Annotated in this window: 14 protein-coding genes and 1 riboswitch; all 14 genes read right to left on the bottom strand. The window is 30.3% G+C overall.

Going from position 1 to position 14,187, the window contains the following annotated elements; all coding sequences use genetic code 11:
* Positions 1-90: 90 nt before the first annotated feature.
* The 14 genes from ACQRD5_RS01105 to ACQRD5_RS01170 all read right to left on the bottom strand — a co-directional run bounded on the left by ACQRD5_RS01105 (position 91) and on the right by ACQRD5_RS01170 (position 14,180).
* On the bottom strand, positions 91-1,812 hold the full coding sequence (locus ACQRD5_RS01105) for an NADH-dependent [FeFe] hydrogenase, group A6 (RefSeq protein ID WP_427746421.1): 1,722 nt from the start codon (positions 1,810-1,812) through the stop codon (positions 91-93).
* Positions 1,812-3,716: an NADH-ubiquinone oxidoreductase-F iron-sulfur binding region domain-containing protein gene (locus ACQRD5_RS01110; protein ID WP_291626698.1), complete on the bottom strand. Its 1,905-nt coding sequence runs from the start codon at positions 3,714-3,716 to the stop codon at positions 1,812-1,814. The genes ACQRD5_RS01105 and ACQRD5_RS01110 overlap by 1 nt, the downstream gene beginning before the upstream one ends.
* A 1-nt stretch (position 3,717) precedes the next feature.
* Positions 3,718-4,191, bottom strand: a complete 474-nt coding sequence (locus tag ACQRD5_RS01115) for a complex I 24 kDa subunit family protein (protein WP_291626700.1) — start codon at positions 4,189-4,191, stop codon at positions 3,718-3,720.
* 140 nt (positions 4,192-4,331) lie between these two features.
* Complete coding sequence (locus tag ACQRD5_RS01120; RefSeq protein ID WP_294169401.1) at positions 4,332-4,790, bottom strand: S-ribosylhomocysteine lyase; 459 nt, start codon at positions 4,788-4,790, stop codon at positions 4,332-4,334.
* A gap of 28 nt (positions 4,791-4,818) precedes the next feature.
* Positions 4,819-5,712: a methylenetetrahydrofolate reductase [NAD(P)H] gene (gene metF, locus ACQRD5_RS01125; protein WP_291626702.1), complete on the bottom strand. Its 894-nt coding sequence runs from the start codon at positions 5,710-5,712 to the stop codon at positions 4,819-4,821.
* A gap of 74 nt (positions 5,713-5,786) precedes the next feature.
* Positions 5,787-5,900, bottom strand: a riboswitch (SAM riboswitch).
* Positions 5,901-5,958: 58 nt separating this feature from the next.
* Positions 5,959-6,492 (bottom strand): GNAT family N-acetyltransferase, encoded by a 534-nt coding sequence (locus ACQRD5_RS01130; protein WP_291626704.1) that lies wholly within the window; start codon positions 6,490-6,492, stop codon positions 5,959-5,961.
* A 188-nt stretch (positions 6,493-6,680) separates the two neighbouring features.
* On the bottom strand, positions 6,681-7,634 hold the full coding sequence (locus ACQRD5_RS01135; protein WP_291626706.1) for an MraY family glycosyltransferase: 954 nt from the start codon (positions 7,632-7,634) through the stop codon (positions 6,681-6,683).
* A gap of 315 nt (positions 7,635-7,949) precedes the next feature.
* Positions 7,950-8,591, bottom strand: a complete 642-nt coding sequence (locus tag ACQRD5_RS01140) for a V-type ATP synthase subunit D (RefSeq protein ID WP_291626707.1) — start codon at positions 8,589-8,591, stop codon at positions 7,950-7,952.
* A 2-nt stretch (positions 8,592-8,593) separates the two neighbouring features.
* Positions 8,594-9,976, bottom strand: a complete 1,383-nt coding sequence (locus ACQRD5_RS01145; RefSeq protein WP_291626708.1) for a V-type ATP synthase subunit B — start codon at positions 9,974-9,976, stop codon at positions 8,594-8,596.
* Positions 9,969-11,750: a V-type ATP synthase subunit A gene (locus ACQRD5_RS01150; RefSeq protein ID WP_291626709.1), complete on the bottom strand. Its 1,782-nt coding sequence runs from the start codon at positions 11,748-11,750 to the stop codon at positions 9,969-9,971. Before ACQRD5_RS01150 ends, ACQRD5_RS01145 begins: the two co-directional genes overlap by 8 nt.
* Positions 11,751-11,767: 17 nt before the next feature.
* Positions 11,768-12,079 carry a V-type ATP synthase subunit F gene (locus ACQRD5_RS01155; RefSeq protein WP_291626710.1) on the bottom strand — a complete coding sequence of 104 codons (312 nt, stop codon included), beginning with the start codon at positions 12,077-12,079 and terminating at the stop codon, positions 11,768-11,770.
* Positions 12,072-13,073: a V-type ATP synthase subunit C gene (locus ACQRD5_RS01160; RefSeq protein ID WP_294168408.1), complete on the bottom strand. Its 1,002-nt coding sequence runs from the start codon at positions 13,071-13,073 to the stop codon at positions 12,072-12,074. The genes ACQRD5_RS01155 and ACQRD5_RS01160 overlap by 8 nt, the downstream gene beginning before the upstream one ends.
* 12 nt (positions 13,074-13,085) lie before the next feature.
* Positions 13,086-13,676, bottom strand: a complete 591-nt coding sequence (locus tag ACQRD5_RS01165) for a V-type ATP synthase subunit E (RefSeq protein WP_291626712.1) — start codon at positions 13,674-13,676, stop codon at positions 13,086-13,088.
* Between the two features lie 18 nt (positions 13,677-13,694).
* Positions 13,695-14,180: a V-type ATP synthase subunit K gene (locus tag ACQRD5_RS01170; protein ID WP_291626714.1), complete on the bottom strand. Its 486-nt coding sequence runs from the start codon at positions 14,178-14,180 to the stop codon at positions 13,695-13,697.
* Positions 14,181-14,187: the final 7 nt, after the last annotated feature.

The raw sequence follows: 14,187 nt of genomic DNA on the forward strand, positions 1-14,187 counted from the left end.
TAACTATTTTTGTTTTTCGCTAAATAAATATATTTTTTAAATCAAAAAAATAAAAATAGGAGAATAATTCCCCTATTTTTATAAATAATATCACTTTTTGTAATTAACATGTAAAATACTATGAGCTATTTCACTATTAGGTTTAATAAGATATTCATCGTATAGTTCTTTTATCATAGGATTTTCATGAGATTTTCTAATTGTTTTTTCCCTATCCTCTATATAAATAGAATCCATTCTACTTTTTAACACTTCCCTATTTGATTTTATATAAGGTTGTCCTCCACCATTTATACAGCCACCTAGACAAGCCATAACTTCAATAAATTGATATTTTGACTTTCCAGATTTTAAATCATCCATAACCTTCTTAGCATTTCCTAGGGAGCTAACTACAGCTATATTTATTTCTTTACCATTAATCTCTATCTTAGCTTCCTTAATACCTTCTAAGCCTCTTACATCTTCAAAGTCAACCTTTTCTAAAGTATTTCCTGTAATCCATTCATAAGAAGTTCTTAAAGCAGCTTCCATAACTCCACCACTTGCTCCAAATATGGCTCCTGCTCCACTTGATTCTCCTAATGGATTATCAAAATCACTATCTTCTAGATTAACTATATCTATTCCTGCTTCTCTTATTAACTTAGCAAGTTCCCTTGTAGTTATTACTATATCTACATCTTTTATTTTATCTTCACTTTTCATTTCTTCTCTATTAGCTTCTTGCTTTTTAGATATACATGGCATAATTGATACAACTTTTATATTATCTTTATTAAGTCCTAATTTATTTGGTAGATAATTTTTGGCAATAGCTCCAAACATTTGTTGTGGTGATTTACAACTTGAAATAAGCTCTATTTTGTCAGCATAATTATTTTCAGCAAATTTTATCCACGCTGGACAACAACTAGTAATAAGAGGTAAATTTTTACCGCATTCAAATCTTTCTAAAAATTCATTTGCTTCTTCCATTATAGTTAAATCAGCAGCAAAATTAGTATCGAATACTAAATTAAAGCCTAATAATTTTAATGCAGCTACTATTTTACCTATGGATAATTTTCCTGAATCCATTCCAAATTCTTCTGCTAAAGCATATCTTACCGCTGGAGCTATTTGGGTAATGACATATTTATTTCCATCTAATAATTCCCAAACCTTTTTGTAATTCATCTTTTCTCTTAATGCACCTGTAGGACAAACAGCTATGCATTGACCACAATAAGTACAATTACTATTTACTATACTTTCATTACAAAATGTTGAAATATTACTTTTAAAGCCTCTATCTGCTACTGTTATAGCATTTACCTTTTGCAAATCATTACATGCTGTTACACACCTTCTACACAATATACACTTTTCTCTATCTCTTACAAAGCCCTCAGAAATATCTAAATCAAATATATTTCTTTCCCCTTCATAAGAATTTTCATGTATACCTAGTTCTGCTGCTAAATTTTGCAACTCACAAATGTTATTTTTTTCACATTTCAAACAATCCATAGGATGATCTGATAGTAAAAGTTCAGTTATAATTCTCCTTGCTCTAATAGCCTTTAATGAATTAGTCTTTATAGACATTCCTTCCCCTACTTCTGTAGCACAGGATGGTACTAATCCATCTTTACCTTCTATTTCAACAACACATACTCTGCAAGTTCCCTTACAATTTCTTGTTTTTCCATCTACCATATACATATGGCATAATGTTGGTAAGTGTATATTAATCTTTTTTGCTGCATCTAAAATACTTGTACCCTTTTCTACCTCTATATTAATACCATTTATCTTTGCATTAACCATTAATTATCCCCTCCTAAGCTAGTCTTAATTATGGCTTTTGTAGGACATGCTTCAAAGCACAATCCACATCTTATACACTTATTAATATCTATAACATGATGTTCTCTGAGTTTTCCTTTTATTGCTAACACTGGACAAGCTCTCAAGCACTTAGTACATCCTATACATTCCTGTGTAATATCATATTTTACTAACTGTTTACATACTCCTGCTTTACATTTTTTCTTTATAATATGTTCTAAATATTCATCTTTAAAAAATTTAATAGTACTTAATACAGGATTTGGAGCTGCTTCACCTAAACCACACAAAGATGCATCCTTTACAACTTCACAAAGCGCTTCTAATTTATTTAAATCTTCCTCTTCAGCCTTTCCTGTAGTAATTTTTTCTATTATTTCTAATATTCTTTTATTACCAATTCTACATGGAGTGCACTTTCCACAGGATTCATCAACACTAAATTCTAAATAGAACTTGGCTATGTCTACCATACAGTTATTTTCATCCATTACTATCATGCCACCAGATCCCATCATAGAACCAATGCTAGTAAGTGTATCGTATTCTATTGGTAAATCTAAATATTCTATAGGAATACATCCACCTGAAGGACCTCCTGTTTGTACTGCTTTAAGTTCTTTATTGTCTGTTAATCCTCCACCTATTTCATATATTATGTCTCTTAAAGGAATTCCCATTGGTACTTCAACTAGTCCTACATTATTTATATTCCCAGCTAATGCAAAAACTTTTGTCCCTGTTGATTTTTTTGCTCCTATACTACTATACCAATTAGCTCCATTGTTAATTATTTGACAAATATTTGCGAAGGTTTCCACATTATTAACGCAGGTAGGTTTTTGCCATAATCCTTTTTCTGAAGTTCTAGGTGGTTTCATAGTTGGCTCTCCTCTTTGACCTTCAATGGAATGTATCAAAGCTGTTGCCTCACCACATACAAAAGCTCCAGCACCATACTTAATTTCAATATCAAAATTAAAGCCAGTATTTAATATATTTTCCCCAAGTACTCCAATTTCTCTAGCTTGAGCAATTGCTACTTTTAATCTATGCACTGCTAAAGGATATTCAGCTCTAATATAAATATAGCCCTTACTTGCTCCTATAGCATATCCACAAATAGCCATAGCTTCTAATACAGAGTTAGGATCTCCTTCTAATATAGCTCTATCCATAAATGCACCTGGATCTCCTTCATCGGCGTTGCAAATTACATACTTTATATCCCCTTCTGCTCTTCTTGTAGCATCCCACTTTCTACCTGTTGGAAATCCTCCACCACCTCTTCCTCTTAGTCCTGATTCTGTAATCTCCTTTATAACTTCCTCTTTTGTCATAGAGGTTATAGCTTTTCCTAATGCTGTATAAGCTCCAACTGCTAACGCATCTTCCATATTTTCAGGGTCTATTACTCCACAATTTTTTAAAGCTATTTTTACTTGCTTTTTATAAAATGGTATTTCTTCTTTTACTCTTATTCTTTCTTTGGTCTCTTTATCCTCATATAATAATCTTTCAACAACTTCTCCATTAAGTATATGACTTTCTATTATTTCCTTAACATCCTCATCTTTAACTTCAATATAAAAAACCTTATCAGGCATAATTTCTATAACTGGTCCCTTAGCACAAAATCCAAAGCATCCTGTCATTATTACTTTTACTTTTTCTTGCAATCCTAATCTTTCTATTTCTTCTTTAAACTTTTCTTCTATTTTATCTGCTCTTGAAGCTTTACATCCAGGACCTCCACATATTAATATATGTCTCTCCTCTATTATTCCATTATTGAACTTTTCTGGATTTTGCCTTACTTCAATTTTACTTTTATATTCACTAACTTTATTTAGTAAATCTTTATAATCCCTTATTTTTTCCATATTAACCCCGCTCCCTTAAATTATTAATTAATTCAGTAACTTGAGGCTTTGTAAAGTGTCCGTAAACCTTATCATTAACTAGTACTACTGGTGCAATTGCACAGGAACCAACACATCTTAAAGTATCTAATGTAAATAATTTATCTTCAGTTGTTTCCCCTTCTTTAATACCTAACACTTTTCTAAAATCCTCTAATATATCATTTGCCCCTCTTACAAAGCAAGCAGTTCCAGTACAAATGCTAATAACATATTTCCCTTTTGGCTCAGTTGAAAAATATGAATAAAAAGTTATTACACCATAAACCTTTGAAACTGGTATATTTAGCATTTCTGCTATATATTCCTGCACATCCCTTCCCAAATATCCATAAAGGTTCTGAGCCTGATGTAAAACTGCAATTAAAGAGCTTTCATCATCGTTTCCTTCTTGGATAAATGATTTTAAATCTTTGAACTTACTACACTTGTCCATTAAATCATCTCCACAAAATATTTTTGAAATTTTAAAAATTTTCTAAATTTTCTATCTATTTAATATTATCACATATTTTGTATTTGTTAAACAAAAAAATGCATTCTAATTTCACAATTAGAATGCAATGAAAAATATTTTTATTTTTCTCCATATATACTTAATGAAAAACCTTTTTTTAATGCTTCTTTTGCATATTCCTTAGCTCCAAATAAAGATAAATCTCTATAATTTCCACATTGTACTTCATTAGCAGCTGGAATTTCAGTAGCCTTTAAAACCTCTTCTAAAGCAGCTTCTAAAGCTACTTTTATCTCCTTTGAATCTCTATCTCCCCAAATGCTTAAATAAAAACCTGTTCTACATCCCATTGGAGAAAAATCAATAATCCCTTCAACTTTATCTCTAAGTTCATAAGCTAGTAAATGCTCTAATCCATGCATAGCTGCTGTTCCAAAAGCTTCTTTATTAGGTTGTAAAAATCTAATATCGAACTTAGTTACCTTATCTCCATTTTTTCCTTCTAGCAAACAACATTTCCTTATATAAGGTGCCTTAACTATTCTATGATCTAATTCAAAACTTTCAACTTTTTCCATACAATATACCTCCACTATATTTATAAATTTAATTTACCTCATTTTCTAAAGTATTTATAGTATTAACAATGGATGAAATGCTTTCACTTATTTTCTTAGCCACATAAGGGTTATTCATTGTATATAAATGAATACCCTGAACTCCAGTAGATATTAAATCTATAATTTGTTCAGTTGCATATGCAATTCCAGCATCTCTTAATGCCTCTGGATTATATTCATATTTATTCATAATCTTTATAAACTTATTTGGAACTTTAGCACCACATAATGATACTATTCTCTTTATTTGTTTTGTGTTTATAACAGGCATAATTCCAGCTTGAATTGGAATAGATATTCCATACTTTTCTTTTTGCTCTAAGAAATTATAAAAATACTCATTATCAAAAAACAGTTGTGATATTAAATGCGTTGCTCCAGCTTCTTGTTTTTTCTTTAAATTTATTAAATCATCTTCATAAGACTTGCTATCTAAATGCCCCTCAGGATAACAAGCTCCAACTATATTAAAGTCATTTCTTAATTTAATATGCTTTATTAAATCGCTAGCATATTTAAAATCACTTTTTCCATCAAAATCAATTGGAATATCACCTCTTAAAGCTAAAACATTTTCTATTCCTTCTTTTTTTAAATCATTTAAAATCTTATCTACTTGCTCTTTAGTAGAATTAATACAAGTTAAATGTGCTAATGGCTCTATCTTATATTTATTTTTGATTATAGAAGATATCTCACAAGTCATATTTTTAGATAAGCTTCCACCTGCCCCATAGGTTACACTTATAAAATCTGGACTTAAACCTTTTAATTCTTCTAAAGTATTATAAATAGTATCTATATTTGATTCTTGCTTTGGTGGAAATATTTCAAAAGAAAAAACCACCTTCTTTTCATTAAATAAATTATTAATATTCATAACTTGCCCCCTTTTCATTACTAAAAAAAGTACCTAAAGGATAACCTTTAGGTACGTAAATAGCCTATATATTACCCTTATCTTACAGGAATTAGCACCACACAAATAAAACAATTAATTTAAATAAAATTAACATTGTAGGTTGCCGGGTATCATAGGGCCAGTCCCTCCACCACTCTTGATAAGTTTTGTTCATTCTTTTTTTATATTATAAGTCTTTTTCTTAATTTTGTAAATATTCAAATTTTATTCTTTGTAATCTTCTTTAAATAAAGCCATAAGTGTAATATCATTATACTTGCCATTTCTATATAATTCTTTCTTTAATATTCCTTCCTCTATAAAACCTATTTTTTTATAACATGCTATTGCTCTAGCATTAAAAGAAAATACTCCAAGTTTTATCTTATCCATATTTACTTCTTCAAATATAAATTTTATTAACACTTTTAAAGCATCACTACCATAATCCCTTCCCCAGTAATCTTTATCTCCAAGCATTATCCCTATGGTACAGTTTCTATTTTTCACATCACAATGGTTGATACTGCATCCTCCAATATATTTTCCAGTTTCTAAATCTTCAATTGCAAAATCATAAGTGAAATCTTTATTACTTTTCCTACTTTTTATCCATTCTTCTTCCTGCCATTTAGTAATTGGAAAAGGAATGGCGGTATCTAGAAATTTTTTAGTTTCTTCATCATTTATAAATTCTACAGCTCTTTCTATATCTTCTTCCCTATAAGCTCTTAGCTTAACTAATTTTCCCCTATACATAATTCTCCCCCTTAAAATAAATACTCTGATATTTTACACTTTAAATTATAAAATAAGGAACTGTTATAAACAGCTCCAAATCAAAAATATAAATTTAAAATTATTATATAATTTATTTTCAATTACTAATAAATATTTTCACCCTAATTCTACATTTCAAATTTTTCATTAGCCATAGCTACTAAATCCTATCTTTTTATTAACAACAGAATAATTGATATTAAACTAAAAGCTAAACTAACCATATTTATATATGTTACAACTTGTTTTGGCGTAAATCCCTTTGATTCTAATCTGTAATGAATTTGACTTCTATCTGCTTGATATACTGGCTTACCATCAATAAATCTTTTTACTATTACAAAAAGATTATCAAATATCGGTATTGCTAATGCTAATATTGGTATAAATATACTCATTAAAGTTGCTTGTTTAAAAGCTCCATCTAAAGCAATTATACTTAAAATAAATCCTAAGAAGTTTGCACCTGAATCTCCCATAAAAATCTTAGCAGGATAATTATTGTACTTTAAGAATCCAAGTGTAACTCCTGAAACAATTAGTGACATAGTAATAGATTCACTTTGTTTTAATATTATTGCTGCTCCTGCAAAGGTGATAGATGATATAAGAGACAAGCCACCAGCAAGTCCATCCATTCCATCTGACCAGTTAATAACAGTTGTTACTCCAAATATCCACGTAATTGTTAATATAAATTGTACAAAACTAGATAAAACTATATAATTTCCTGTAAATGGATTAGTAAAACCTCTAAATACAATGCCAGCATTATATATTATAAATGCTGCTATTAATTGAATTATTAATCTAGGATATATAGGAAATTCCTTTCCTCTGGATTTATAAAAGTCATCAACTAAACCTATTGCTAAAATAAGAAAAGATCCTATAAATATTAAAATTTTTTCTTTTGTTAAAGTATAGTTATTAACTAAAAAATAAACTATAAAAAAACCTATAAACATTGCTACTCCACCACAAAGGGGAGTTTCTTTATCATGCTTTTTTCTCTTTGTTGGTTTATCAGTAAAACTATATTTATTAAATAATTTCATTAACCATGGTGTTATAAAATAAACTATTAAAAATGATACTACTAAAGATAAAATATATCTCATAATATGCTCCTTAAAAAAATAATGCAAATTTATTATGTAAATAATTCTTATGTAAACAATTATTATCTAATTATACTATTAACCCTTATTTTTATCAATGACAAAAGAATTACGAATTATTTCAAAAAAATTAGAGCTGTAAATTAGAATGCATAATGCGTAATGGATAATGCATAATTATAGAAGTAATTTGTTCCAAATTACAAATTTAAATATAGAATTTCTCTATAAAACTATAAATGAGTATAAAACTAATTTAATAGTTTTATACCCATTTTACATTTTTTATTCTTTTTATATTATATAATAACTTTGTTAGCTTTTTGCTTGTATTATATCTTTAACCTTCATAAGCCTAGTTAAAGCTCCTCTTTCATTTTCATCTAACTTCATTCTAATGTATTTAATAGTTTCTTGTAATGAAGGTATAGTCATATATTCAAGTGCATTAACTCTTCTTCTAGTCTTTTCAATTTCATCTGCCATTAGCTGAGTTGATTTTTCAACTTCTGCTAATTCTAATAATTTAGGTAACATATCATATAATTTAGCAATAGAATCATCTAATTCTGATGATGTACTTGCAAAACCATAAGGGAATATACTACCTTCATCACCTTCAAGCTGCCTATGAAAATCCATTTTAGGAACATTAACACTCATTATATTTTTAGTTCCTACTTCAACAGATATACTTTCTTTTGGATAAGCTACTGCTTCTTCTAAAAATTCCGAGCTCATAACAGCCCTAGCCATAACAAAATCCTTAAGTGCTCCTTGAAGCTCTGCTTCAACAGATTTTCTTAATTCATTATTATATTTGACAAGATTAACGAATTGTCTCATAAGCTCATCTTGCTTATCCTTTAAAAGTTTATGTCCTCTTGTAGCTGTAACTAATCTTTTCTTTAGCTTAGACATCTCCATTCTAGTAGGATTGACATTTAATCTTGCCATGGCTATTCTTCATCTCCCTTTGGCATATACTTTTCAAGATACTCATCTCTAATTCTCTTAAGTTCAGTTCTTGGAAGTATCTTTAAAAGCTTCCATCCTAAATTTAATGTTTCTTCTATACTTCTATTAGTTGTAAAGCCTTGTGAAACATATTGTTCTTCAAAAGCTTCTGCAAATTTTGCATATTGCTTATCTGTATCAGATAAAGCTGATTCACCTAAGATTGCTGATAATTCTTTTGCTTGCTTACCTTGAGCATAAGCTGAGAATAATTGGTTCATTGTATCAGCATGATCTTCTCTAGTCTTATTCTTACCAATACCTTTATCTTTAAGTCTTGATAATGATGGAAGAACATCTATTGGAGGTATAATACCTTTCTTATATAACTCTCTTGAAAGAATTATTTGTCCTTCTGTTATATATCCAGTTAAGTCAGGAATCGGATGTGTCTTATCCTCTTCTGGCATTGTTAAAATAGGAATTTGAGTTATAGAACCTTCTTTTCCTCTAAGTCTTCCTGCTCTTTCATATAAAGTTGAAAGGTCAGTATATAGATATCCTGGATATCCTCTTCTTCCTGGAACTTCTTTTCTAGCAGCTGAAACTTCTCTTAATGCTTCTGCATAGTTTGTTATATCAGTCATTATAACAAGTACATGCATTCCTTTTTCATAAGCTAAGTATTCTGCTGTAGTAAGAGCCATTCTTGGAGTTGCTATTCTTTCGATAGCAGGGTCAGATGCAAGATTCATAAATAATACTGAATTATCTATAGCACCTGTTTTATTAAATTCATCAACGAAGAATTGTGATTCTTCGAAGGTAATACCTATAGCAGCAAATACAACTGCAAAGTTAGCATCTGAGTTTAAAACTCTCGCTTGTCTTGCTATTTGTGCAGCTAATTGTGCATGTGGAAGTCCTGATGCTGAGAAAACAGGTAACTTTTGTCCTCTTACTAAGGTATTTAGTCCATCAATAGCTGAAATACCTGTTTGAATAAATTCTGAAGGATAATCTCTTGATACAGGATTAATTGCTTCCCCATTTATATCAAATCTTTTTTCAGGTATTATGTTAGGGCCATTATCAATTGGATGTCCCATACCATCGAATATTCTACCAAGCATATCTTCAGAAACACCTAATTCAAGTGGTCTTCCTAAGAATCTAGCCTTTGTTTCTTTTAAGTTAATTCCTGATGATCCTTCAAAAAGCTGAACCATAGCCTTAGTTCCATTAATTTCAAGAACCTTACCTCTTCTCTTTTCTCCAGTTTGAAGTTCAACTTCAACTAATTCATCATATTTAACACCTTCAACGCCTTCAACAACCATTAAAGGTCCTACAACTTCTGTTACTGTCTTGTATTCTCTAAGCATCTAGAACACCTCCTTCTTCAGTTATTAGTGCATCTATAGCAGATTTTAATTCTAATTCAATTTCATCTATCTTATTTATATTCTTTTCATTAATATACTTACTTCTTGCTATTTTATCTCTAATTTCATCTAAGCCTAAAATTTTATTTAAATAAACGCCTGCTTTTAATGCTCTTTCTGCTTCTTTTCTGAAAAGAAGTATTAACTTTAGCATCTTATATTGTTTATCTAATGAAGCATATGTATCAACTTCATGGAAGGCATTTTGTTGAAGATAGTCTTCTCTTAATGACTTAGATACTTCTAATTTAAGTCTATCCATTTCAGATAAGGCATCAATTCCAACAAGACTTACTATTTCTTGAAGTCCTGATTCTTCTTGAAGTAAAGTCATAGCTTCTTGTCTTAAAGTTGACCAATCAGATGCAACTTCTTCATTCATCCATGTATCAATTGTATCTGCATATAATGAATATGAATTTAACCAATTTATTGATGGGAAATGTCTCTTATAAGCTAATTGAGCATCTAATCCCCAGAAAACCTTAACTATTCTAAGAGTTGCTTGAGTAACTGGCTCAGATAAATCTCCTCCTGGAGGTGATACTGCTCCAATAGCTGTTACAGCTCCTTCTCTACCATCTTTACCTAAACATATTACCTTACCAGCTCTTTCATAATAATCAGCAAGTCTTGAGCCAAGATAAGCTGGATATCCTTCATCCCCTGGCATTTCTTCAAGTCTTCCTGACATTTCTCTTAGTGCTTCTGCCCATCTTGATGTTGAGTCAGCCATGATTGAAACTGAATATCCCATATCTCTAAAGTATTCAGCAATAGTTATTCCTGTATATATACAAGCTTCTCTAGCTGCAACTGGCATATTTGAAGTATTTGCTATAAGAACTGTTCTCTTCATTAAGCTTTCACCAGTTTTAGGGTCCTTAAGTTCTGGGAATTCATTAAGAACGTCTGTCATTTCATTACCACGTTCTCCACAACCAACATATACAACTATTTCAGTATCTCCCCATTTAGCTACTTGGTGCTGAACAACTGTTTTACCTGCTCCGAATGGACCTGGAACTGCAGCTGCACCACCTTTAGCAACTGGGAAGAAAGTATCTATAACTCTTTGACCTGTTGTCATTGGAGCTTCTGGCTTTAACTTTCTTGCAAATGGTCTTCCTTTTCTTGCTGGCCATTTTTGCATTAAAGTTATTTCCTTATCACCTTTTTCAGTTTCTACTATACATACAGTATCAACTATAGTAAATTCGCCTTCTTTTATTTCTTTTATAGTCCCCTTAACACCGTAAGGAATCATTATCTTATGAAGTACAACTGAAGTTTCTTGAACTGTTCCAATAATATCTCCAGCTTCTACTACATCCCCTACCTTTGCTGTAGGGTCAAACTTCCAAAGTCTTTCTCTATTTAAAGATTTAACAGCTACACCCTTCTTTAAGAATGGTGAATTTGCAGCCTTTTCAAAGGCATCAAGTGGTCTTTGAATACCATCAAACATAGATTCAATAAGACCTGGTCCTAATTCTATACTTAAAGGTTCTCCAGTAGTAACTACTGGGTCCCCTGGTCCAATTCCTGTAGTTTCTTCGTAAACTTGGATAGATGCCTTATCATTTCTCATTTCTATGATTTCTCCAATAAGACCTTTTTCTCCAACCTTTACCATGTCGAATATATTTGCTTCTTCCATTCCCTCAGCTACAACTAAGGGACCTGCAACCTTAATTATCTTTCCGGTCTTCAACGTGCTAACCTACCTTCCTATAAAATATTAACGCCAACAGCTTTTTCCACACTATCACTAATTCTCTTAAGTCCAATATTCAATGAGCCTTGATTACTTGGAATTAATATTACAGATGGAAGTATTTGTTCATTGTAACGTGCTATTGTTTCTTCAATATTTTGAGCTACTTGCTCAGTAACGAAGATTACTGCATAATTATTTCTTGCACAATTATCCACTGCTTTTCTAGCTTCCTCAGCTTCTACAACTGGGAATACATCAATTCCTAAAGCTTTAAAAGCTAAAACTGAATCTTTATCTCCAACTACGCCTATTTTCTTATGCATATATATCACGCAACCTTTCTCTTATTACTTCCTCAGCAATATTATTAAGCTTGCCAACCATTATAATTCTTATTACTTTTATTTCTGTTTCCTTAGCATAAATATAAGATAATAATCTTTCTGGTCCAAAAGTAACTAACTTAGAATTTTTCATTAAGTCCATAATATAGTTATCACTTAATTTTTCTAAAAGACTTGCTGATTCAGTAGCTATATATCCTTCAAAGCCTTCTTTAATTAAATCAGAATAAATTGTACTTTGTAGTTTAGACATTATATTTTCTGGTGATTCATTAATTAAGGAAATTAATTTACTACTATCTATATCTCCACCTTCAAAAATAACTTCTCCAGCAAAATCTCTTCCTTTATTTTGTTTCTTTATTCTAAGTAAAGTTCTTATATTAGTAGAGTCTATGATAGCCTTAACTAAGTTATCTATAAACTTATAATTTAAAGCTTTATTTATTTCTACTAATTCTTTAAACATGTATTTATCTATAATAATATCTATTTTTTGTGGATCCTTAGTTTCTTCAAAAGACTTCATTGCTTCTTGAATTCCCTTGCCTAAGGTTCCATTTAAGCTTTTTAAATTATCAGAATCTATCTTTCTCTTTATTTCTTGTAAATCAATATTTCCAAGCTTTATAAGCATTGATGATAAATCCTTACCTAATACTTTTTCTTTTAAAAGAACTTTAGCATTATGATAGTCATATTTTAAGTTCATTATTTTTACAACTTCTTTAATAGGACTTATTTCATAAACTAAATCATACACTCTTTTTAACTCTGCAGTTAGAATTTCTTCATAATCTTCTGCTCTTTTAATACCTGCTGAAACATTTGAATATTCTGTTTCATTTAATATTCTTAGAACTTCACTTGCAGATGAGGCTTCAATCATTCTTTCAACTTTTGCTTTATCAAGAAGTCTAGTTTCTAAAACCCATATTCTTGATACTGCTTGGGTAAATTTCATTACATCCATCTCTTACCCTCCTTAATTAAATAACACACTTGCTACTTCAAACTCCAATTCATCCTTTAATGAACTTACTAAAGCTTCATATGTATTATTTATTTCTATACCATTACTTTCAAGAATAAATCCACCTTTAAAGTTTCCTGCATTAGGGCTAAGCTTTATATTTCCTTTTTCACCTAATGCTTGGTTTAAATCATATATAAAAGTTAGATCAACTACTTCTAGTCCTTCTTTATTTAAAATAAGATTTTGTTCTCCTATTTCACCTAATGAAAGTATTGTGTGTTTAATAAATCTTAAAAAATCATCTCCTGTTATAGAAGATAAAACATCTATACTTTTATCAAACACTTCTTTTATTACTTCTTGCTTTGCACATAATTTATTATTTCTAACCTTTAGAGAAGCAGAAGATAAAATTCTTTCTTTTCTGCTCTTAGCCTCAACCTCAGCCTTATGTATAATTTCCTTTTCTATTTCCTTGGCTTTAGCTACTTTCTTTGAAAGAATTTTATTCTTTTCTTCTTCTGCAGAAGCTAGAATGTTTTCCTTTCTTTCTTCGGCATCCCTAAGGATTTTAGAAGTTAGATTACTTATACTTGCCATCGCCTATTCTCTCCAATCCTAGAATCCTTTATTTACTAACATAAATGAAATAACGAAGCCTAATAATGCGTATGTTTCAACCATAGCTGCTAAGATTATACCTTTAGTATTATGTTCTTCATTCTTAGCTAATATTTGAATTCCTGATGCTGCAACTTTACCTTGAGCTATACCAGACCAAAGACCTGCAAAAGCTATTGGAAGTCCTGCTGCTAATAAATATAAACCTTGTTCAAAGGCCATACCTGAAGTCATCTTAGTAAATATTAAGAAACCTATAACGAAACCATATAAACCTTGTGTACCTGGTAATAATTGAAGAACTAAAGCCTTACCAAATTTCTCTGGTTCTTCTGTAACTAAACCTGTAGCTGCTTCACCAACTATACCAACACCCTTAGCTGAACCTATACCTGATAATCCAACTGCTAGTGCTGCTCCAAGTGCTGCAAAGATCATTCCTCCATTATTTTCTATAAAAAATTGAATCCATGTCATTTCCATTTATAAT

It is taken from the genome of Clostridium sp. SGI.024 (genome assembly GCF_050315195.1).
GTDB lineage: Bacteria > Bacillota > Clostridia > Clostridiales > Clostridiaceae > Clostridium.

Coding starts and splice junctions, on each gene's coding strand:
- ACQRD5_RS01105 (WP_427746421.1), bottom strand. CDS start 1,812: ATGGTTAATGCAAAGATAAATGGTATTAATATAGAGGTAGAAAAGGGT.
- ACQRD5_RS01110 (WP_291626698.1), bottom strand. CDS start 3,716: ATGGAAAAAATAAGGGATTATAAAGATTTACTAAATAAAGTTAGTGAA.
- ACQRD5_RS01115 (WP_291626700.1), bottom strand. CDS start 4,191: ATGGACAAGTGTAGTAAGTTCAAAGATTTAAAATCATTTATCCAAGAA.
- ACQRD5_RS01120 (WP_294169401.1), bottom strand. CDS start 4,790: ATGGAAAAAGTTGAAAGTTTTGAATTAGATCATAGAATAGTTAAGGCA.
- metF (WP_291626702.1), bottom strand. CDS start 5,712: ATGAATATTAATAATTTATTTAATGAAAAGAAGGTGGTTTTTTCTTTT.
- ACQRD5_RS01130 (WP_291626704.1), bottom strand. CDS start 6,492: ATGTATAGGGGAAAATTAGTTAAGCTAAGAGCTTATAGGGAAGAAGAT.
- ACQRD5_RS01135 (WP_291626706.1), bottom strand. CDS start 7,634: ATGAGATATATTTTATCTTTAGTAGTATCATTTTTAATAGTTTATTTT.
- ACQRD5_RS01140 (WP_291626707.1), bottom strand. CDS start 8,591: ATGGCAAGATTAAATGTCAATCCTACTAGAATGGAGATGTCTAAGCTA.
- ACQRD5_RS01145 (WP_291626708.1), bottom strand. CDS start 9,976: ATGCTTAGAGAATACAAGACAGTAACAGAAGTTGTAGGACCTTTAATG.
- ACQRD5_RS01155 (WP_291626710.1), bottom strand. CDS start 12,079: ATGCATAAGAAAATAGGCGTAGTTGGAGATAAAGATTCAGTTTTAGCT.
- ACQRD5_RS01160 (WP_294168408.1), bottom strand. CDS start 13,073: ATGGATGTAATGAAATTTACCCAAGCAGTATCAAGAATATGGGTTTTA.
- ACQRD5_RS01165 (WP_291626712.1), bottom strand. CDS start 13,676: ATGGCAAGTATAAGTAATCTAACTTCTAAAATCCTTAGGGATGCCGAA.
- ACQRD5_RS01170 (WP_291626714.1), bottom strand. CDS start 14,180: ATGGAAATGACATGGATTCAATTTTTTATAGAAAATAATGGAGGAATG.